18 protein-coding genes are annotated in these 20,379 nt (G+C 62.2%); 9 read left to right on the top strand and 9 right to left on the bottom strand.

Annotated elements, in window-relative coordinates; all coding sequences use genetic code 11:
- The first annotated feature begins 54 nt into the window (after positions 1–54).
- The 7 genes from ACL58G_RS15180 to ACL58G_RS15210 all read left to right on the top strand — a co-directional run bounded on the left by ACL58G_RS15180 (position 55) and on the right by ACL58G_RS15210 (position 8,270).
- The gene (locus ACL58G_RS15180; RefSeq protein ID WP_440967628.1) at positions 55–2,832 is read left to right on the top strand and encodes a type VI secretion system Vgr family protein; all 2,778 of its coding nucleotides are present in this window, start codon (positions 55–57) and stop codon (positions 2,830–2,832) included.
- A gap of 23 nt (positions 2,833–2,855) precedes the next feature.
- A complete protein-coding gene (locus ACL58G_RS15185) occupies positions 2,856–4,526 on the top strand; it encodes an esterase/lipase family protein (protein WP_440967629.1) in 1,671 nt (556 codons plus the stop codon).
- Positions 4,523–5,923: a T6SS immunity protein Tli4 family protein gene (locus ACL58G_RS15190; protein WP_440967631.1), complete on the top strand. Its 1,401-nt coding sequence runs from the start codon at positions 4,523–4,525 to the stop codon at positions 5,921–5,923. Before ACL58G_RS15185 ends, ACL58G_RS15190 begins: the two co-directional genes overlap by 4 nt.
- Before the next feature lie 69 nt (positions 5,924–5,992).
- Complete coding sequence (locus tag ACL58G_RS15195) at positions 5,993–6,259, top strand: PAAR domain-containing protein (RefSeq protein WP_413384763.1); 267 nt, start codon at positions 5,993–5,995, stop codon at positions 6,257–6,259.
- 102 nt (positions 6,260–6,361) lie between these two features.
- Positions 6,362–7,519, top strand: coding sequence for a hypothetical protein (locus tag ACL58G_RS15200; protein ID WP_440967633.1), 1,158 nt, complete (start codon positions 6,362–6,364; stop codon positions 7,517–7,519).
- Positions 7,520–7,548: 29 nt separating this feature from the next.
- A complete protein-coding gene (locus ACL58G_RS15205) occupies positions 7,549–8,016 on the top strand; it encodes a hypothetical protein (RefSeq protein WP_413339478.1) in 468 nt (155 codons plus the stop codon).
- 29 nt (positions 8,017–8,045) lie between these two features.
- Positions 8,046–8,270, top strand: a complete 225-nt coding sequence (locus tag ACL58G_RS15210; RefSeq protein ID WP_413339477.1) for a hypothetical protein — start codon at positions 8,046–8,048, stop codon at positions 8,268–8,270.
- 531 nt (positions 8,271–8,801) lie between these two features.
- Here the strand turns inward: ACL58G_RS15210 and ACL58G_RS15215 are convergent.
- The 9 genes from ACL58G_RS15215 to ACL58G_RS15255 form a co-directional block, all read right to left on the bottom strand.
- On the bottom strand, positions 8,802–9,176 hold the full coding sequence (locus ACL58G_RS15215; protein WP_440967635.1) for a helix-turn-helix domain-containing protein: 375 nt from the start codon (positions 9,174–9,176) through the stop codon (positions 8,802–8,804).
- Positions 9,166–9,483 carry a type II toxin-antitoxin system HigB family toxin gene (locus ACL58G_RS15220; RefSeq protein ID WP_413384770.1) on the bottom strand — a complete coding sequence of 106 codons (318 nt, stop codon included), beginning with the start codon at positions 9,481–9,483 and terminating at the stop codon, positions 9,166–9,168. The genes ACL58G_RS15215 and ACL58G_RS15220 overlap by 11 nt, the downstream gene beginning before the upstream one ends.
- 283 nt (positions 9,484–9,766) lie before the next feature.
- Complete coding sequence (locus ACL58G_RS15225) at positions 9,767–10,870, bottom strand: porin (RefSeq protein WP_440967636.1); 1,104 nt, start codon at positions 10,868–10,870, stop codon at positions 9,767–9,769.
- A gap of 48 nt (positions 10,871–10,918) precedes the next feature.
- The gene (locus ACL58G_RS15230; RefSeq protein ID WP_440967638.1) at positions 10,919–11,806 is read right to left on the bottom strand and encodes an alpha/beta fold hydrolase; all 888 of its coding nucleotides are present in this window, start codon (positions 11,804–11,806) and stop codon (positions 10,919–10,921) included.
- A 31-nt stretch (positions 11,807–11,837) separates the two neighbouring features.
- Positions 11,838–12,632, bottom strand: a complete 795-nt coding sequence (locus tag ACL58G_RS15235) for a substrate-binding domain-containing protein (RefSeq protein WP_440967640.1) — start codon at positions 12,630–12,632, stop codon at positions 11,838–11,840.
- A gap of 42 nt (positions 12,633–12,674) precedes the next feature.
- Entirely contained in the window at positions 12,675–13,502 is an 828-nt protein-coding gene (locus ACL58G_RS15240; RefSeq protein ID WP_440968044.1) for an amidohydrolase family protein, read from the bottom strand.
- On the bottom strand, positions 13,502–14,332 hold the full coding sequence (locus ACL58G_RS15245; protein WP_440967642.1) for an SDR family NAD(P)-dependent oxidoreductase: 831 nt from the start codon (positions 14,330–14,332) through the stop codon (positions 13,502–13,504). Before ACL58G_RS15245 ends, ACL58G_RS15240 begins: the two co-directional genes overlap by 1 nt.
- Positions 14,333–14,342: 10 nt before the next feature.
- Complete coding sequence (locus ACL58G_RS15250; protein WP_440967644.1) at positions 14,343–14,903, bottom strand: carboxymuconolactone decarboxylase family protein; 561 nt, start codon at positions 14,901–14,903, stop codon at positions 14,343–14,345.
- 15 nt (positions 14,904–14,918) lie between these two features.
- Positions 14,919–16,229: a cation:dicarboxylate symporter family transporter gene (locus ACL58G_RS15255; RefSeq protein WP_440967646.1), complete on the bottom strand. Its 1,311-nt coding sequence runs from the start codon at positions 16,227–16,229 to the stop codon at positions 14,919–14,921.
- Positions 16,230–16,367: 138 nt separating this feature from the next.
- On the opposite strand from ACL58G_RS15255, the gene ACL58G_RS15260 reads away from it, so the two are divergent.
- A complete protein-coding gene (locus tag ACL58G_RS15260; protein WP_413384786.1) occupies positions 16,368–17,294 on the top strand; it encodes a LysR family transcriptional regulator in 927 nt (308 codons plus the stop codon).
- 326 nt (positions 17,295–17,620) lie between these two features.
- On the top strand, positions 17,621–20,017 hold the full coding sequence (locus tag ACL58G_RS15265; protein WP_440967648.1) for a TonB-dependent receptor: 2,397 nt from the start codon (positions 17,621–17,623) through the stop codon (positions 20,015–20,017).
- Positions 20,018–20,379 lie beyond the last annotated feature (362 nt).

Consider the following 20,379-nt stretch of genomic DNA (forward strand, 5'->3'; position numbering starts at 1 on the left):
CTGCAGCAGATCGTTTCCCAGTTATTGTCACTCAACAATTGTTTGCGGGAATATATGTTCGAGAGCCTCGACGGAACAGGTAGGTCGCTTTTCAACGAGTTGGGTAATTTAGTGTCGGGTTTGAGCGAAGCACATCGCCCCATCCGTCTGAGACTTTCCGGCCCGGAAAACGTTTTTGACGATGTTCTGCTCGTTAAAAAAGCAGATGGGCACGAACAGTTGTGCGGCGGCCTGGAATATCGGCTTTATTGCGTATCGTCGCACGCCACGTTACCTCTCAAAGATTTGATTGCCCTGCCGATCGAGCTGCAATTCGTCACCGATCGCGGACAATTGCGTTCCGTTTGCGGCATCGTGGCGGAAGCGGCGGCGGGGCAGAGCGATGGCGGACTTGCCACTTATCACCTCGTTGTTCGGGATTCACTGGCATTGATGGAGCAGCGGGTGAACACACGTGTTTTCCGCAATGTCAATGAGATCGATTTGTCCGCAGCCTTGATCAACGAATGGCGGGCGATGAATCCAGTGCTGGCAAGGGTGCTGGATATCGATTTTTCCGGCGTAGGCAACGCTTATCCCTCCCGTGAATTCACAATGCAGCACAACGAATCGGATGCTGCATTTTTACGCCGGTTGTGGAAACGGCGCGGTATTTCCTGGTTTATCCGCCCGGGTGCTGCAAGCGAAACCGGCACCGACCGGACGCCGGCGCACACGCTGGTCCTGTTCGATTCTCCGTACGCCCTCGGCCGCAATGAAGCGGGCGCAATCCGATTCGACAATGACCTCGCCACGCTGACGTCCGACAGCATTTATCACTGGAGCGCAACGCGAACGCTGAGGAGTGGCAGCGTCAGCCGGCAGAGCTGGGACTACAAGACAGGCGCATTGATGTCCGTCCAGGCACCGACCGTGATGCGCCTCGGCGAAGTCGGCACCCAGTTCGCCTTTAGCTTAGACGACTACCTCGTCGATCCCCCGCATGCGGGCGACGATGTTGCAGATTACAAGCGGCTCGGAGAACTGCGCATCCAGAGGCACGAATACGAATCAAAGTGTTTCCATGGCGAAGGCGGTGTGCGTGACTTGTGTGTCGGAGAGTGGTTCAGTCTGGATGGGCATCCTGAGATCGATTCGCATCCGGAAGACGAGCGCGAATTCGTGCTGACGGAATTATGGGTCAGCGCGGAAAATAATTTACCGACGACGGCCGATGAAGTTGTGCAGCGCCTGTTTGCCGTGAATGGCTGGGAAAACGGGCGTGCCGCGTCCGAACTTTTCGGTGCGAGTGAACGACGCGAGATGCGCTACACGAACCGGTTCTCGTGCGTGCGGCGCGGTATTCCCATCGTTCCTGCATTCGATCCGCGCACGGACCTGCCGCGCGTGACGTTGCAAAGTGCCGTCGTTGTCGGCCCCCCTGGCGAAGAGGTGCATTGCGATGCGATGGGCCGCGTCAAGCTGCGTTTTCTCGGAACGCGCGAACAAGACCACGGGTCCGGTCCCGGTGCCTCGAACAGCGATCGCGACTCGGCTTGGGTGCGTGTCGCCAGCTTTTGGGCGAGCGATAAATGGGGCAGCATGCATTTGCCGCGCGTTGGGGACGAGGTGCTGGTGGACTTCCTCGGCGGCGACCCGGACAAGCCGGTCGTCGTGGGCAGCATGTATGGCAGGCCCTTGCCGCCGGCCTTCAGTCACGTCGGGGAATTGCCCGGAAACCGCTTCCTTGCCGGCATCAAGAGCAAGGAAGTCAAGGGCATGCGCTACAACCAGCTACGGTTCGACGACACGCCCGGAGAGATCAGCAGCCAGCTCGCGAGCGAACATGGTCATAGCCAGCTGAACCTCGGATGGCTGACTCACCCGCGCCAGAACGGACACGGCGGCGCCCGCGGAGAGGGCGCCGAACTGCGTTCGGACGGCGCCGTATCCGTACGCGGTAAATCCGGCGTGTTCATCAGTGCGGACGGCCAGCGCAGTGCTGACGGCGCGTTGCTGCAGCGGGAGGCGCTGTTGGGGCTGACCGAGGTGCTCCAGAGCGTCCAGCAGCAACTGTCGCAGTTAGCTGAGACGCACCATGCGGATCCGACACCGGCCGCGAAGCTCAAGGACCTCGTCAAGCGGCTCAACGAATGGGAGGCCGGTACCAATGTCGACCCGGATGGTACCGGCGGCAGAATGCCGATGGTCGCCGTCAGCGCCCCGGCGGGCGTCGCCATCGGTAGCCAGGACAACGTACTGGTGGGCGCGCAAAGCCAGATTGACCTCATCAGTGTGGGTACGACCCAGGTGAGTACAGGCAGTACGTTCCTGGTGCGCGCAGCCCAGACCGTCAGCATGTTTGCTCACAAGCTCGGCATGAAACTGGTCGCCGCGTCCGGCAAGATGGAAATCCGGACCCACAAGGACGATATCGAAATCACGTCCGCGAAACGGATCGTCCTGAGTGCCGCCGACGAAATCGTGCTGCAGGCGCCGAAGGTACGCGTGGTCGCCAAGGGGGCGCAGGTCGACCTCGGCAATGACGAGATCGTGCACCAGTGCAGTGCGAACCACACGATCAAGTCTGCCAAATTCGCCCATGTGACCGGCGGTGGCGGCTCGGTCGCGGCGATGACGCTGCCGACCAGTGACATCAGGACCAACGAACGGATCGTCCTGTTCGACCAGCAGTCCGGCTTGCCGGTAGCACGCCGGAGCTACCGCGCCATCCTGTCCGACGGCCAGGAAATCTCAGGAAAGACCGACGCTGAGGGACGCACTGAACTGATGCGATCGACGTCCATGGGCGAAGTGCAGATCTTTATCGAGCCACATGGCGATGCGTCGTAATCAATCGAAATCAAACAACAGTCATGACAGAACCATTCCGCCGTCTCCCTGACCCGATTGTCGGCGATGACGGCATTCTCAAGGGCATGAGCGTACTCACGCCCGAGGCAATGACCACGATCGGTGGCATCGCTATTCCGTCAAGCAAGGTGATTCCCGTTATCGTCGTACCCGGTATCATGGGCAGCAACCTGCGCGCGACAACGAACAAAAAGCAGCCCCAGAATGGGGAATTGTCGGCGGGTAGCCCAGCGTGGCGACCGCCGAACGGGCTGACCGAGAAGGTGAAGGCTTTGCTGGTATGGAAGGACCGTAACCCAGCGCAACGTCAGCGCATACTGGACGGCGACACACTCGAAGTGGACGATTCTGGCCAGGTGACGCTGCCCGACGGCGCCGAGGGCATCACAATCGAGCACCTGCGCACACGCTGGTGGGGAGAGGTCCACGCGGACAGCTACGGTCCCTTGCTGGCTGCGTTGCAAACCAATCTGAACAGCACGTTTCTTCCGGGCGTCCCGAATAGGAAGCGCCAGCCGCGTCCTTATTGGGACAAGGTCATGAAGTACGATCGAGCCTCCTGGAATGCCGCCGATCTCGCCCCGTTGACCGAAGAGGAGTTGGAGAAATTCGCGCAGTACCAGTATCCGGTCTACGCGTGCGGATATAACTGGGTGCGTTCGAACGAATTCTCGGCCGAGCGGCTCAAGAACCGGGTCCTCGAGATTATCAAGTTCTGGGCCGACCGGAAGCACGAATGCAAGCAGGTCATCATCGTTACCCATTCGATGGGGGGCCTCGTCGGAAGGGCATGTGCCAAACTGATTCCCGACCAGATCCTCGGGGTCGTTCATGGCGTCATGCCTGCGCTCGGCGCACCACTGGCCTATCGCCGCATCGTCAGCGGAACGGAACAATCGGCGCCAGGTGCAGGCTGGAACGACCGTAATACGATGAAGGGTTTCGCGACCATTGCAGGCGACACGCCCGAAAAGACCACGCCGTCGATGGCTACAGCATGCGGGCCTCTCGAACTCCTCCCCAACCATCTCTACCCGTCGCCATGGCTGTTCGCATCTGTCAGAAAGCCGGACGGTACCATCGTAGACGTCGCCGCGCTCCAGCACAGCAACGTTTACGACATGTACCGTGACTATGACGCGTGGTTCCGCCTGATCGATCCCAGTCTGGCGGATCCTGCTGGTAAATATCGCAAGATCAAGGACGGAGTAAAAGGTGCATGCGACAAGGCGGTGGCCCAGGCCGAGAAATTCCATACGAAGCTACTCGACACGTACTATCACCCGAATACTTATGCGTATTACGGCGCGGACGAGGATAAACCTTCATTTGGCAAGTTTCGCTGGGTAACCGACGAGCAACGCGCGCTGACCGATCCCGTCAAGAGCCTGCTCCCTGCCGGCAAACCGATGGTGGCGCTGCAAACCGAAAACCGGTTCATCCAAATGCCTGAGGTTTATAAACTGCCGGTATGGGAAATATTGTTCACGCCAGGCGACCAGGATACGTCCGGCGACGGTACCGTTTCGCAGCAGTCTGGCGACGGGCCACGTGGCAAAGTACGGCGCATTTTTCGCACCACAGGCTATGACCACCAGGGTAGTTATGCAAACAAGCACATGCTCAGTCTGACCCACCATCTGATCTGCAAGATCGTGCAGGAGGCTAAGTGAAGATCGGAAAGCGTACGCGGTACACGTTCATCGTCGTGGCAGGACTGTTTGTGGCAGTTCTTGTCGCCAGCAAGACGCCCCCGCAACACCAGCAATCAAGGACGGCACAACAAATGATGCAACAAACGAAAACAGTATGTGTTGGCAGACTGATGGTTGACCTCCCGGCCGACGCGGAAGTCACCTTTACCGATGCGCGCGTCGACGGCGTCACGATCAGTGTGGAGGCGGGATACGACGCACAAAAGGCGGCTGCCGCGATCGCCGAGCGCGTCTCGGCGTTGGGGGGCGAGACGAACGAGCTTGGAAGACCATCATTGGAAAAGAGCGAGGTCGTCGACGGGGTCAACCTGCAGGCGACGCTCTTGTATTCAGGTCGTGAAAAAGCCGTCACGAGGATGCGGAACGGGCAGCCCGTGACCGGCGACGAGGGCATTACCGTCGAAGCGTTTGCGCTGAAGGATGACCTTCTCTATCGCTTCAAAGGGCAATCCCTGGCCTCGCCGAAGTATGAGCAGGTCGTGCACGACCTCGTAAAGAACTTCGCCTCGAGGACTGCAGGCTCCATGCCGGCAGAGCCAGGATTCTGTACAGAGAATGGCATCATCCACAGCACGACGCCTCCGGAACCTGACGAAAGCGTCACGATGTTCGCGACCCTGAAGGGGCATCCGGATATCGCAATCCGGTTGGACACGGCGGTGCTGGACAAGCCCCAGGAGTCCTTGTTGGCACGCCATGCGAAGAACGATACGGCAATGGAGTTCGCCAGCAGCATCAAGTACCTGGGCAAACAGGCGCGCACTCTGAACGGCATACCGGGCTCCGAAGTGCTCGTGCGCGTGAAGGAGTCGAACGGCACCAGTGCCCACTCGTTCATGTGGGAAAGCCCGGGCAAGGGCATGGATGTACTTGCACCCAACATCACGCTCGAGCTCGAGACAGGCAAGGGGAATCCAGGCAATCCTGTCAATTCGAGCCTGTCGGATGAAGCCGCTCTACAGCTCTGGCAGGCGATCTCGACGAGTTTGCGACTCCGTCCAACGTCAACCGTTAACAAAGTCGGCAACACCGCTCACGTGCCGGCAGTGCCACTTGGGGAACTCGTCGCCACAGGGAAGGTTTGTCCGCAGACCGGATATTGGCAATGTAGTGAACATGCTACGGTCGAAGGCGCTCAGCCGCAATTCTTCAGGCAGGGAGATTTGATGCCTCCTGCGACGTTGCGAGGGGCTCCAAGCCTTTGGCAGAAATTGAGCGGCAATGTGCGAACGCACGAGGTGGCAACAGTCTGGACCCTGATTGCGTACCAAATGAATCCTGATGGTAAGCCGACAGACGACAATCGTGCACAGCAACGGCCAAAGGCGTCCGGCCCAGACGACAGCCTCACTTAGCACTCCACTGCCGGTCAAAGCACCCGAGGGTATGGTGCGTAAATTCAGTTCGACAAATCTATACTGCTCATGCCTAACGTAATCCGACTCGGCGATTCAACCAGCCACGGTGGTAAGGTGGTGAAAGTAACCGCAGAGCACTATACCATCGACGGTATTCCTGTCGCCCGGGTGGGCGATTTATGTTCATGTCCAAAGCCGGGACATGACAACTGTACGGTCGTAGAAGGCAATCCTGATCACCTCATCGATGGGATTCAAGTCGCTTACGACGGACATAAGACGAGTTGCGGAGCTGCTCTGATTTCAACCCAGGCAACGTTCACCGCTGGTTAGCATATGCGCACAAGCGCTTATAGAGTCTCTACGAGCAACCATATCGGAGGTAGTGCACCCGGCTGCCGCGAGACGTTGAATCCGGTGTGCACAGGAGCCGCCATGAACCGATTTTCCACCTGCTCCTTGAGCCTGTTGATCGCGTGTGGCCATGCGCAAGGCGGACAACTTACGCGCTCCGGCAGCATTCCGCTCGGCGATCTCACGGCATCGTCCGACATCAACAACATCGCCATCTCGCCGGACGGCACACAGGCCTGCGTCGTCACCTCGTACGTGAAGGAGCCTGGCGCGGCCGTCTATAGTACCGTCACGCTGGTGGACCTGGTACGGAAAAAAGCAGGTTGGACCCGGCAGATGCCTCCTCCCGACGCGACGGCCAATGTGTACGCCGTGGCGTGCCGGTTCCACGGCAACAACGTGTATGTGCTGGCGAACGCCGACACCGCACACGCGATGGCGAACAACGTGGGCCGCGTCTACGTGGTCAAGTACAGCAGGAGTGGCGACGAACTCAAGCGCGCTGCGATTCCGGTGTCTACCGAAAGCCGGGTTGCCATCGATATGCTGGCGCATGATGGCAAGTTGGACGTCATCGGCTTTGGCAAGGATACGGACGCGAACAACGAGTATTACGGCATGTTCGTCACGGCCGTAGACGAATCGCTGGAGTTCCATACGCGCATGATGAAAGACGGCAGCTATACGCAATTCGCCGCCGTGCGGGCCATCGGGAGCCAATGGTACATCGGCGGCGACTTCTACCCGAAAATCGTTCCGAAGAACGACCTCGCCATCTATTACGCCAACTCAAAAATTAAACCGGGCGGCGGGTATCTGTGGAGTGTGCGTCCGCAGCATAAGGTGGTCACAGCCTCGGACAACATCGCGACCGCGATCGATTATCAGGCGACGACGTACTCGCTCTCGCAGTCACGCGGGACGTCTTCGCTGATCGCGGTCGATGCAGGCGGCACGATCACTCCCGCGGTTACGTATAAAAGCGAGTTCTGCAAGGTGGAAGCCTTCACGCCTGCGGGGCAGGGCCTGCTGGCGATCCGCCAGTCCTGTGCAGGTTCGGGCGGCAAGCGGGGATTGGTGTGGATCGATCCCGCCACGGGTGCCGAAACGACGCTCGACGTGCTGGGGAATACGCCGAAATTTATCGTGTCGGACAGCCGGAACTGGTACGGCGTGGGCCAGCTCGGGCGTAGGCTGGAGTTTGTATTCGGCCCGGTCACCGCGTGCAAGACCCGCTAGCGCGCCTCATCACCCTATCGAGACCAACCATGCTGAAGACACTCATTCGAGTTGCCTGCCTGCTTGCTGCTTGCGGGGCGCACGCGTCCACCGCCGCAGACCTGCATTTCGCGGAGAAGCTCGGCGGCATCAGCCACGACCTGCGCATCGCAAACCTGAAGGCTGATACGCGCGGCGTCCCATCGTTTGACTACACCTACCATCAGCAGGGCCTAGGCTGCGGCTTTACCTTGGCCGGCAAGGCAGTCGCTGGCTACGACGATGCCAGCGGCAAGGTTGAGCTCGAAGTCTACAATCCGCAAGGCGGCGACGGCAAAGAGATACCCCCCATTCTGGCTTTCCACGATGGCGAGGCCAACTTCACGGTCGCGCGCAAGGATATGCTGACGCCGAAATGGATCACGTTCGACTCCATGCTCTATGGTGCCGCACGCGCCAGACACTGCGACAGGAAGGCAGATCGCGTCGAGGTCATGTTCATGCATGCCGTTCGCTGATGTTCCATGGCCATGATGGAATTCAATCGATGAACCTGACGCTATTCCAGGGTTTTCTGGCGGCGCTTGCCGACAGCAGTTTTTCTGCCGCGTTTTATCTTGCTGCGGGCTATCAGCTTATCGTGCTTGGGGTGGGGTGCTTCCCGGAAGGGAGGCGGGCGAGGTGGTATGCGTTGGCTGCGGCCGTGTCGCATCTTCTCTTGCCCATGTTGCTCCTTGTTGGCTTCTATTACGCGACTCGGCCGGTCGCATGAGAAAGGCTTTCGCCTGCTTTTGCACGACATGTTCTAACGAACTCATGCGGTGCAAAGTGCGGTGCTGAGCTAACTCCTTGATTCCAGAAGGCCAAAATGGCCTGCAAAGCCGTCTAGACGGGTTCGACTCACGTCCTCGCCTCCAAATAATAAACATACTGAGTTCATTTTATGTCAGCTTCATTTGAAGAATGCGCATATTCGCCAAATTTAATTTGACATCGACCGAGCTGTAGTTAGAGTCGCATTTTAGCGGCCTAGCAGGCCGTTGCGGATGGGCTCACATGAGCCCAGTAGCCGTGCAAAACGGTGCTTCAGTCCTGTTTAGTCCGCTTCACCATGGGTTCACCCCTGTTGAGGTTGATTTGCACCTCAATCGCGAACCGTCACGGAAACGTGCGAGAACAGGACGTTCCTACGCAACGCAAGACAGGCACACCTACCATAGGATGGGGCCGAAGCACCCCGGCTTTCGTGGAGGGCCGAACTGTTTAAGTCACAACACGTCGAGATCGATCTGGCGACAGTGAGTCAAACAGCAGCAGCGCTTTTGGGCGGCTGGATAAGAGTCTCGGCCGGTATGCCAAGTCCTTTGTGCAGCCGCCAGATCATCGGAAGCGTCAAAGGGCGGGTCCGGTTCAGCACCTCGTACACCCTGTTGGACCGGCCAATCATCGGCTCGAGATCCTTGACGGTAAGGCCCTTCTGGTCCATCTGGAATTTGATGGCTTCGATCGGGTCTGCGGCTTCCATCGGGAAGTGTTTTGCCTCGTAGGCTTCGACCAGTGTCGCAAGCACATCCAGACGGTCGCCTTCCGGCGTTCCGAACTCGGCAGTCATGAGCGATTCCACTTCGCGCAGCGCTGCCTGGTAGTCTGCTTCGGTACGAATAGGCTTAATGTCCATGATGTCCCTCGATAGTTTGTGCATCGATGGCGTCGTATTGCTTGTGCGTGCCGACGAACTTGACGAAAACGATCCCGTACGGATAGTTGATGGACGTGACCAGGCGATACTTGTTGCCAGCGATATTGAAGACCACCCGTCCGTCTTTCAGGATGCTCGCAGTACCAAAATCGGCTTTGACGTCCGCCGGGGTTTGCCACTTGGCCTTGAGGACATGGCCATGCCAGGTAAGAAGTGGCTCCTTCGAGTCGGCATACTCCGGTCGTTCGTAAAAGGTCCGAAGGGTAGGTAGGGATAGGATTCGCACACGTCCATGATAGTCCCAATTTGGGACTTCGACAAGAGAGACGAGGCGAACTCATGCGGTGCAACGTGCGGTGCAGAGCTAACTCCTTGACTCATAAGGGCGAAAACGGCCTGCAAAGCCGTCTAAGACGGGTTCGACTCCCGTCCTCGCCTCCAGAATTCTGTCAGATCAGCGCATCGGCGCTGATCTACGTCACCAGTGAACTTCGTTCGTTTACGCATCACAGCCTTCAGGCATGCGTACGTCGGCCATCGATGTGCCACTTCAGCTCCGATAGCCCATATCAGAACGTGTGACGCATTCCAGTCTCTACCTCACGTCCACTGAAACCGTTTCTTGCCGAGTTCAGGCGCACTTCGCCGCCGTTTTTCGTATAGCCGGCTGCGGCATAGAGAAATGTCCGTTTGCTGAGCGGATAGGTGTAATCGAGACCGTACTGATCCGAGATCCCGTTGCGGAACTCCCGGATGTCGTTGCGGTTCCACGATGCGCAAATCGTGCCGCGCCCGGCGCCGACGGTCACCCCGGTCATGTAGCTGCGCATCGCCAGCGCGTCGCCATTGCCGATGCGCGTATCGCCATATGTGCCGTGGAACTTGACCGGCCCGAGATCGTAGACGGCGCCGACGATCGCGCTGTTCACCTTGACGTTCGCGGATGCCAGATGTGCGGTGCCGACCAGGGCACCCAGCGCCGTCGATGCCGCGCCGAGGTCGTCGCCGTCCGCATGCTGATACGCCGCGCGTACATTCCACCTGCCGGCCACATACGACACCGAGGCGAAGTCGCTGCTGTTGCTGGCGAAGCTGCCGGCCTTCTCGCCGAACGCGTGGCCGGCGTAGAATCCGACGCCGTTGTGCAGCCGGATGCTGTACGTGACCGCGTTGTCGGCGCGGGACAGTGGATCCGTCTTGCCGAGGCCGTAAGCGAACACCCGTTGCGCGTTGCCGGTGCCGTTGATGACGAACGGATCGACCGTGAACAGCACGTCGTAGACCGCGGTCGTCTGCCTGCCGAAGCGGATCGAACCGAATCCGCCGTTCAACCCGACCCACGATTGCCTGCCGAAGAGACGGTTGCCGTAGCCCAGCGTGCCGTCGTCGGCGTTGAAGCCGCTTTCCAGTTGAAAGCTGGCCGAGAGTCCACCGCCCAGGTTTTCGGTGCCGCGAAAACCGAAGCGCGACGCCCGTTGCTGCCCCGACCCGACCGACAACGTGTCGTCGTTCGACGTAGCGGCGTTTCCGTAACGTAGACCGACGTCGACGATCCCGTACAGCGTGACATTACTTTGCGCGGACGACGTGCCGCTCACCAGGACGAGCAGTCCCGATGCGATGATCTGCTTTTTCATTGGTATTGACCGAACAGGTAAAGGAGTGCCGTCCACCCGGCTTGCACGCCGGGCGGTCCGATGCCGCATGCGGGCGGGAAGGGTTTATTTATCCGCGAAGACCTTGCGCGCGAACGCGGCGATCGCGTCGGCCATGGCGTCCGGCTGTTCGGGCGCCAGCGCATGGCCGGCATTCGGAATGACGACGACGGTGACCCGGTCGCCCAGCATGTTCTTCAGGACCTGCGAAAAGCGCCGCGGCGCCACGGCGTCGTTTTCGGCCTGGAGGTCGAGGATGGGCGCCGTGCCCGCGGCGAAGTAATCGTCGACCGGCGTCGTGTTGCGCGCGTGCGATTCGGCCTCGTGCGTTTCCTGGTGCCAGCCGGTCAGCCACACGCGCGGGTCGTGGCCGGGCGCGAAGAACGCCTTGCGCAAGTATTCGAGGCGCTGGGCTTCCGGCAGCTTCATGTCGGAGGGGCCGTCGATCGCCTTGCGCATCTCCGGGCCGATCGGCTTTTCGTTGGACCCGGGCGGCACCTTGCCCGCCGACGCGGCCGCGACGACGACGCCGCGCACGAGGTCGGGCCGGTCGGCCGCCAGCTGGCGCGCCGCGAAGTTACCCCAGGCATGGCCGACCACCACGACCGGTCCCTTGTTCTCGTGCTCGATCACGGCGGCGACGTCCTTCGCGAAATCGTGCACGCTGAGATTCTCCATCGGACCTTTGCTGAGTCCGATCCCGCGCGGTTCGGGACGCAGCACGCGGAACCCGTCCGCCACCAGGCGTTCGGCGACCTGGTCGTAGTCCCGCACTGAGCGGCCGAGCGACGGCAGCATCACGATGACGGGGCCTTGTCCCTGGCGCATCACGTCGATCTGCACGTTGCCGTACTTGACGAGTTGATGATCCGCCGTGACGGCCGTGCCGGCGAACGCGCATGCCGACAAGGTTGCGGTGAGGACGAATGCGTAGCTGAGCTTGCGAAGTTTCATGTGAGTCTCGTGTCTGTCGTGCTTATTCGTTTTATTTCGCGCCGATCGGGTCGAGCCCCGTCTTCACGAACGTCGCTGCGGCCTCGGGCGTCTTCAGGTAGGCGAGGAATGCCTCGGCGGCCTTGCGTTCCCTGGCGTCCTTGCCGATCGCCGCGGAGATGACGCTGACCTTTTGCACGGCTTCCGGGAGAGGACCGACGTACTGGATGCCGGGGATGGCGCGCAGCTCGCTGATCTGCTGCAATCCGAGGTCGGCGTCGCCCCGCTCGATGGCCGTGCCGACCAGTTCGCGTCCGTGGATGGGTACGCTTTTCGCCTTCATCGCGTCGGCGATGCCGAGCTCGGGGAACAGGGTGCCGACGATGTACTTGCCGCTCGCGCCCTCGGAAAACGCGACCGACTTCGCCGCGAGCAGCGTGGCGCGCAGGCCGCCGACCGACGCAATGTCCGGCTGGGGCAGGCCCGCCCGTACGGCGACGCCGACGCGCGACTCGGCCAGGTCGACGGCGGTCGCGGGCAGCAGCTTGCCCTGCTTGATCTGATCGGCCATCGCCGCCTTGATCATGAAGCAGGCGTCCATCGCTTCGCCGGCCTGGATGCGCATGGGCAGCGCATCGGGCGAGCTACCGTAGGACGGGCCCCACGCAACGACCAGGTGGTGGCCGGACTTCTTCTCGAAATCGGGACCGAGCTGCCTGAACGCCGCCGACAGCGCGCCCGTGGCCAGGACATGGATGTCGGCGGCCTGCGCGGTGGCCGACAACAACCCCGAACAGCCGATGGCAAGCAGGGCTGTCGCACAAGCACGGTTACTTGATTTGTTCATTCATCGTCTCCTTGTCGTTATTCGAGTGGTGCGATCGTGTGGTCAGAAATACAGTCGCTTCGGGTTATCTATCAGTACGGCCTGTGCGGTCGCCGCGTCACCGCAGACCTCTACGAGGAAGTCGAGCAGCTCGCCGTCATCGGGCACCGGGCCCTGGATGTTCGGGTGCGGCCAGTCCGTGCCCCAGATCGCGCGCTGCGGCGCCGCGGCGAGCAGGCGCCGGGCGAGCGGCAGCGCGGCGGGCCACGGCGCCGGCGCGCCCTGCATCGCGCGGTCGACGCCGGACAGCTTGATCCACCGCTGCGGATGCGCCAGATGGCGTTCCAGCAGTTTCAAGGCGGGCTCGTCCCATTCGCGCGTCGCGTCCTGGCGCGCCATATGGTCGATCACGAGCGGCACGTCGAGGTCGCGCCAGGCATCGAGAACCGGCAGGATCTGCGCGAGGGGGCCGTGCAGCAGCGCATGCCAGCCCAGCGGGCGCACGCGTTCGGCGACGCTGCGCAACCGGTCGAGGCCGCGGTCGCCAGGCAGGTGTCCCATGAAATTGAAGCGCACGCCGCGGACCCCGCCGTCGTGCAGCGAGCGCAGGTCGGCGTCATCCATGGTCTCGTCGACGAGCGCCACGCCGCGGTAGCGTCCATCCGTCGCCGCGAGCGCCGCCAGCAGCGCGCCGTGGTCCGACTGATAGCAGGCCGCCTGCACCAGCACGCCGTGGCCGATTCCGAGCCGTTCGTGCATCGCCAGCAGCTCGGTCATGGGCGCCGCTGCCGGCCGGTACGCGGCCGTGGCGGGCAGGGGAAAGGCATCCCAGGGTCCGTAGATATGCGTATGGCAGTCCCACAGGCCGCCGGTGAGCGCGGGCCGGACCATCAGTCGCACCTTGCGGTCATGCCGCCATCGACGATGATTTCGGTGCCGGTGATGAATTGCGCTTCGTCGGACGCGAGGAACAGCGCCGCGTTGGCGGTATCGCGGCCGTCGCCCATGAAGCCGAGGGGGATGCGCGCGAGCCGGCTTTCCAGCAGCCTGTCGACGTCGCCGCCGCTGCGCTGGCCGGCCAGGCGGACTTCGACCATCGGCGTGTGCAGCTGGCCCGGCACGACCGTGTTCACGCGGATGCCTTTTTTCGCATACTCGACGGCGACGACCTTGCCCAGCTGGATCACGCCGGCCTTGCACGCGGCATACGCGACCTGCGCGGAGCCGGTCCAGCGGATGCCGGAGGTCGACGCCGTGTTGACGATGGCGCCGCAGCCCTGCGCTTCCATCACGGGCAGTACGTGCTTGCAGGTCAGGAATACGCTCTTCAGGTTGAAGGCGACCTGCGCATCCCATTTGTCTTCGGACAGCGCGACCGGGCCGCCGGCCGCCGAGCCGCCCACGTTGTTGACCAGGATGTCGACGCGGCCGTATTCGGCCAGGCACGCGGCGACCATGGCTTCGACGGCGGCGCTGTCGGTGACGTCGCACGTGTGCGCCGTGATCGTGCCGCCGGCTTCACGGACGCGCCGGACGGTTTCTTCCATCGCTTCCATGCTCTTGTCCACGGCGAAGATCTTTGCGCCCGCCTGCGCGAACAGCACGGCGACGGCGCGGCCGTTGCCCCAGCCCGGGCCGACGCAGCCGGCGCCGGTGACGATGGCGACCTTGTTGTTCAGGCGTCCCGGCGCCGTGGACGGGTGTGCGGTTGAAGTTTTCATGCTGCTTTCCTTAATTCGTGGAGGTAGGGAGTTCCGGTGCGGCGCCGGCGGGCGGCGGCACCTCGAAGACCTTGATCGTCATCGAGATCAGCGTGTAGTAGCCGGCCACGCCGACCAGGTCCACCAGGGCGTCGCGGCCGATCTCGCGTTCGAGGTCGGCATACAGCGCGTCGTCGATGGCGCGGCGTTCATGGAGTTGCTGCATGAACGCGTGGATCAGTGCTTCGTCGCGTCTCGTGAAGGCCGGCGCGCGGCCATCGCGGATCGCATCGAGCACGTCCGGGGACACGCCGGCTTCCAGCGCGAACGGTTTGTGTGCCGCCCACTCGTATTCGGCGAGCCAGTGGCGGCCCATCAGCATGATGGCGAGTTCGGACAGGCGCGGCGGCAGGCTGCTGTCGTAGCGGCAATAGCGGCCCAGTGCCTGGGCGCGGTCGGCAAGCTGCGGGCGGTGCAGCCACACGGCGAGCGGGCCGCGGACACCCTTGCGCGGGCCGCTGGCGATGGCGTCGTGGACGGCGCGCTGCTCGGCGTCGAGACGCTCGGGATCGATAGGCGAAATGCGTGGCATGGTGGTTCCTGGATTTCAGATGTTCGATTGGGCCGGCTGGGATTGCGCCGCGGCCTTGTCCGGCTGCAGGCGGGTGCGGCGGGGGCGCGTTCCCGTTTCGCGGGCAAACGCTTCCGCATCGAAGCCGTTCTCCCAGCGCGAGATGGCGAAGACGGCGATCGTGTTGCCCACGACGTTGACGAGAGCGGTGGCGGTCGCCATCACGCGGTCGATGCCGAACAGCAGGCCCAGGCCGCCGAGCGGCAGCGTGCGCACCGATTGCAGGGTCGCCGCGAGTTTCACGAACGCGCCGCCGGCCACGGTGGTGCCGCCCTTCGAGGTCAGGCTCAGGATGGCGAGCAGGCCCAGCTGCTGCCAGAGCGAGAACGGCGTGTCCGTGGCCTGGGCGATGAAGCCGATCGCGATCGCCATGTAGATGGACGTGCCGTCCAGGTTGAAGCTGTAGCCGGCCGGGAGGACGAAGCCGACCACGACCTCGTCGCATCCGGCGCGCTGCAGTTTTTCGAGCAGGCGCGGGAAGGCGACTTCGCTGGATGCGGTGCCGAAGATCAGCAGGATCTCGTCGCGGATCAGCTTCAGCACGCCGAAGAACGGCAGGCCGATCATCCAGCTGATCGAGCTCAGGACGCCGAATACGAACACCAGCGATGCGCCGTAGTACACGACGATGACTTTCAACAGGTACACGAGCGTCATGCCGCCGTAGCTGCCGATCGCGGAGGCCATGGCGCCGAATGCCCCCAGCGGCGCGAGCTTCATGATGAACGCCAGCATCTTGAACAGGACGGCCTGCGCTTCGTCGATGCCGCGCAGGAGGATCGAATCCGCGCCGACCGTGACGTTCAGGGCCAGTCCGGCGAGGATGGAAATGATGAGGACCTGCACGATGTCGCCCTTGGCGAATGCGTCCACGAGTGTGTGTGGAATCAGGCCCAGCAGGTAGTTGACCGCCGAGATCTGGCCGGCGCCGGCCGTCGCCTTCAGGGCGTCGGCGCTTTCCACCATGTTCGTCGCGTGCAGTCCCGCGCCGGGTTCGAAGACGTTGACGAACACGAAGCCGATGATCATTGCGACCGTGCTGACGACCTCGAAGTAGACCAGCGATTTCAGTCCCAGCCGTCCCAGCTTGCGCATGTCCTTGACGTGGGCGAGACCCTGGACCAGGGTGCAGAAGATGATCGGTGCCAGCATCATCTTCAGCAGTGCGATGAAGCCCTGTCCCAGCGGTTTCATCGAGATGGCGGTGGCGGGTGCCACCAGACCGAGCACGACGGCGCACGCCAGCCCGATCAATACCTGCACATGCAGTTTCTTCAGTTGTTTCATCACGTCTCCTAAGGTCGCCGATGGCGTCTTGTTTTGAGTGGCTTGCTATTTGTATGAAGCATAGGTTCAAGCAAAAACTTTGACAAAGACCGTATGAATATATGATCCTATGCTTCTTCGGCATGGCTGGTGGTGGATATGGATATACGAGAACTCAGGAGCTTCATTCACGTGGCGCGGTCCGGGAGCTTCAGCCGTGCGGCGTCCGAGCTCTACATCGCCCAGCCTGCGTTGAGCCGGCAGATCGCGAAGCTGGAAGAGGAAATCGGCGTACCGCTGCTGATCCGCCATGGCCGCGGCGTGCGCCTGACCGCCGCCGGTGCCAGGCTGCTGGAACGGGCCGAGATGATCACGCACATGGTGAACGAGACCGGCGAACAGGTCCGTGCCAGCGCGGACGAGGAGGGTGGGCATCTCGCCGTGGGGCTGCCGCCGACGATCGGGGCACTGATCGGCGCCGACCTGATCAAGGACTTCCGCGCACGCTGGCCGCGCGTCACGTTGCACCTGCGCGAAGGGCTCAGCAGTTCATTGCAGGAGTGGGTGCTCGACAAGCGGGTCGACCTGGCGGTCGTGTACAACCAGCCGCTGCTCGATGCGTTCAATGTCCGTCCATTGTTCAGCGAGCCCATGATATTGATCGGCCCGGCCGGGGAGGCGGAACGGAAGCGCGGTTACCACATCCGGGATCTCGCGGACATTCCTCTCATCCTCCCTGGTCTACCCCACAGCAATCGCCGCCTCGTGGAACAGGCCGCGATCCAGCACGGCGTGCGGCTGCGGGTCGAGATCGAAGTCGATAGCGTCGCCCTGACCAAGCAGTTGGTGAAGGCGGGACTGGGCTATTCGATCCTGACGCAAGTCGCGATCAAGGACGAGGTGGCGCGCGGCGATGTCGTCGCCCACGCCATCGAACGTCCTTCGATCCGGTCGACCGTGGCCATTACGACGCTGCGCGAGAACCGCCCGTCCAGGCTGGTCGAGGCATGGTCGACGATGCTGCAGGAGAAACTGCAATCGCTCATTGCGAGCGAGGCCTGGAGGAATGACGTCATCTGGGCGTAGGCCGTGTGGCGTCAGGGCGGATACGTGCCGAAACGTGTGCCATGGAAATTGTTTTCATAACACAATATTATCGATCTCGGCTCGTTCGACTTTCCACGAATCGAAGCGCCAGGAACTGCTCGAGTTCCGCGACATCCTGGATACCGCCCCGGAACCGGTTTTCGACCAGGTTACCTGCCTGGCGACGCGCCTCCTTCCTGAGAAAAACATGCAGCAAAGCGCTTGATTGGCCTTGCCAAGGTTTGCCGTTGTGATCAGGATATCGCATTGATCGAATGGTTCACGGGGCAATAATGAAATCGAGTCAGCGGAATTTGCGTCGGGGGATGAACCGGCATGCCGTCAGGCTTGCACTGACCACGACCGTGGCGGCAGCGGGCGTGCCGCAGGCCTGTCGCGCGCAGGATGCCATGCCGGTGGTCACGGTCACCGCGCAGAGCCGCAGCCAGGACATCCAGAACGTGCCGATCGCCGTGCAGACGCTGGCCGGCAGTGCGCTCAGGGATGTCGGCGTGGTCAACCTGGCCGACATGGACGCGTTCGTCCCCGGCTTGTCGGTCGAGCCGCTGCAATCCACCCGTCCGATCATTTTCCTGCGTGGCGTCGGCACCGAGGATTACGGCATCGGCACGGACTCGCCGGTCGGCATCTTCAGCGACTCCGTGTATGTCGGCAAGACCGGTGGATCGCTGCTGAACTTCAATGACGTCAAGCGGATCGAAGTGCTGAAAGGTCCGCAAGGCACGCTGTTCGGACGCAATGCGGCAGCCGGCGTCATCTCCATTGTCACCAACGATCCCGTCGAGCGGACCGAAGCGAGTGGACTGGTCCGGGTCGGCACGCGTGGGGCGGTCCATACCGAACTGCTCTACAACGCCCCGCTGGCCGAGGGACTGGCGCTGCGCATCTCGGCGGTCGACCAGCGCGACAACGGCTGGGTCCGCAACACCTTCAATGGTCAGCGCATGGGCGACGATGGCGAGCGCGGCCTGCGCGCCACCGTGCGCTGGCGGCGCGACGACACCGACGCCATCCTCGGCTGGGAACATGGGGTGATGCGTGTGTCCGGCCCGCCGGTGTTTTCCCTCACGGGCGGGAAGATCGACTTTGGCGGGCCCGCAGCGTGGGTCGATCCGCGCAGGCAGCCGCTGGCCAACGACGCCGCACCCAATGCGCAGGCGCGCACCTTCGACGGCCTCACGCTGCGTGTGACGACGCCGCTGCGCCATGCGACATTGAGCAGCATCACCGCCTACCGCCACTTCAACACGCAGAACTGGCAGGACAACGACGGGTCGATGAATCCGGCGGCGTATATCGGCATCGGCAACGTCGAATCGAACTCGACCTGGCAGCAGGAATTCAAGTTGAGCGGACAGAACGGCGCGCTCGACTGGGTGGGCGGCGCCAGTGCCTATCGCGAGCGCGCCACCCAGGCGCAGCACGTGGACTTGACGACGCTGTCGCTGGACACGCTGATTCGCCATGCCGCCGGCAGCGCGCCCTATGCCACACTGACAGGCCTGGCCCAGGGCATCGGCCGTGCCACCGGCAACGCGGCGCTGCAAGGGCTGAGCCTTGCCGGCCTGCCGTGGCGCGAGAGCATCCACGACAAGGGCGAATACCGCGCCTATGCCGTGTATGGCGACCTGCTCTGGCATGTGAGCCCGGCCACCAACCTGACGGTCGGCGGCCGCTTCACGCACGACGACAAGCGCTTCAGCTGGTATAACCCGCCGCGTATCGCCAGCGAGCTCGACGCTCGCCTCGCCGTCATGCAGCAAGCACAGCTGTTTCCGACCGCGGTCGCCCTGAAACTGCTGACCCCGCAGCAGGCGGCATCGCTGCAGGCCGTGGTGGCACGCAACGTCGAGTTCAACAACACCGTATCGAGCACCAGCCCGTTCCCGGCGTCGAGGAGCTGGAACAACTTCAGCCCGCGCATCGTGCTGGACCGCCACCTGACGCGGGACCACATGGTGTACGGCTCGTGGAGCAAGGGCTATCTGGCCGGCGGTTTCGATGCCCTCGGCGTGAATGGCTACTACGACGAGGAACTGGTGACGAATACCGAGATCGGCATCAAGGGGCGGGTGCGTGCGCTGGGCCTGTCCTACGAGGCGTCGATCTTCCATTACGACTTCACCAATCTGCAAAGCCTGACCCTGGTGGCGGCCAATGCCGGCGCCGGCGTGCCCAGCTACCAGGTCGTCAACAGCGACCAGCGCGCGACGGGCGCCGAGCTGAGCGCGCAGTGGACGCTCAACCGGATCTGGCGCCTGAACGGCGCGCTGGCCTACATCGACCAGACTTATGCGCATTACGTGTCGCCGTCCGGTGTCCGGCTGGACGGCCAGCCGGCCGGCGCGCCGCGCCTGAGCGCCAGTGCCGGCGCCACTGCGCGCTGGGCGCTGTGGAACGGGACGGCGGACTTCAACGCGATGCTCGGCTACATCGGTGAACGGCGCTGCAATGCCGACACGCGGGCGCAGGGAACGTGCAACCCCGACGGCAGCGTCGATACCGGGGCGGCGCGCGAGAAAGTCGACGTGCGCCTCGGCTGGACGGCGCTGTCCGGCAACTGGGGCGTGGGCGCGGTCGTGAAGAACCTCACCAACCGGCAAACTATCGCGATCAGCACGCTCGGTTCGGTCGTCGGCTCGCCTTACAGCTATGTGAGCAAGCCGCGTGCGATCGCGCTCGAACTGCGTGGACGGCTGTAAGCAGGCTCAACCTCACTCCAGCTCGCGCCACAGTAGCAACAAGACCGGTCCGTAAAACAGCACGGCAGTCAGTGCAATCAGGCACATGCCTAACAGTACGGACCGGTTGATTCTCCACAGGGGGATTGGCGGGTTGTTCGCGGACGAGTTCATGATGGTCTCCTGGGCAACAGACTGCTGTTCGCGCTTTGTTTTGCCGGATAGCCAGCAATGTCCATGCCAAGGAAAAAATACGCTTTGGTTTCAATGGCTTGGAATAGCACCGCCGTCAGACTCATCCTCAACTGTAAAAATTACCGAAGTGTTGCTGACTTTTCATGCCGCTGGCGCGGGCGCAACATCTGGTAACCGGTACCAAGCTA

This window comes from Massilia sp. GER05 (genome assembly GCF_052056005.1).
Classification (GTDB): Bacteria; Pseudomonadota; Gammaproteobacteria; order Burkholderiales; family Burkholderiaceae_D; genus Telluria; species Telluria orientalis.

Bases quoted from the DNA above. Each gene is read 5' to 3' on its own strand.
- ACL58G_RS15180 (WP_440967628.1), top strand. From the start codon at position 55: ATGTTCGAGAGCCTCGACGGAACAGGTAGGTCGCTTTTCAACGAGTTG.
- ACL58G_RS15185 (WP_440967629.1), top strand. From the start codon at position 2,856: ATGACAGAACCATTCCGCCGTCTCCCTGACCCGATTGTCGGCGATGAC.
- ACL58G_RS15195 (WP_413384763.1), top strand. From the start codon at position 5,993: ATGCCTAACGTAATCCGACTCGGCGATTCAACCAGCCACGGTGGTAAG.
- ACL58G_RS15200 (WP_440967633.1), top strand. From the start codon at position 6,362: ATGAACCGATTTTCCACCTGCTCCTTGAGCCTGTTGATCGCGTGTGGC.
- ACL58G_RS15205 (WP_413339478.1), top strand. From the start codon at position 7,549: ATGCTGAAGACACTCATTCGAGTTGCCTGCCTGCTTGCTGCTTGCGGG.
- ACL58G_RS15210 (WP_413339477.1), top strand. From the start codon at position 8,046: ATGAACCTGACGCTATTCCAGGGTTTTCTGGCGGCGCTTGCCGACAGC.
- ACL58G_RS15215 (WP_440967635.1), bottom strand. From the start codon at position 9,176: ATGGACATTAAGCCTATTCGTACCGAAGCAGACTACCAGGCAGCGCTG.
- ACL58G_RS15230 (WP_440967638.1), bottom strand. From the start codon at position 11,806: ATGAAACTTCGCAAGCTCAGCTACGCATTCGTCCTCACCGCAACCTTG.
- ACL58G_RS15235 (WP_440967640.1), bottom strand. From the start codon at position 12,632: ATGAACAAATCAAGTAACCGTGCTTGTGCGACAGCCCTGCTTGCCATC.
- ACL58G_RS15240 (WP_440968044.1), bottom strand. From the start codon at position 13,502: ATGGTCCGGCCCGCGCTCACCGGCGGCCTGTGGGACTGCCATACGCAT.
- ACL58G_RS15245 (WP_440967642.1), bottom strand. From the start codon at position 14,332: ATGAAAACTTCAACCGCACACCCGTCCACGGCGCCGGGACGCCTGAAC.
- ACL58G_RS15250 (WP_440967644.1), bottom strand. From the start codon at position 14,903: ATGCCACGCATTTCGCCTATCGATCCCGAGCGTCTCGACGCCGAGCAG.
- ACL58G_RS15255 (WP_440967646.1), bottom strand. From the start codon at position 16,229: ATGAAACAACTGAAGAAACTGCATGTGCAGGTATTGATCGGGCTGGCG.
- ACL58G_RS15260 (WP_413384786.1), top strand. From the start codon at position 16,368: ATGGATATACGAGAACTCAGGAGCTTCATTCACGTGGCGCGGTCCGGG.
- ACL58G_RS15265 (WP_440967648.1), top strand. From the start codon at position 17,621: ATGAACCGGCATGCCGTCAGGCTTGCACTGACCACGACCGTGGCGGCA.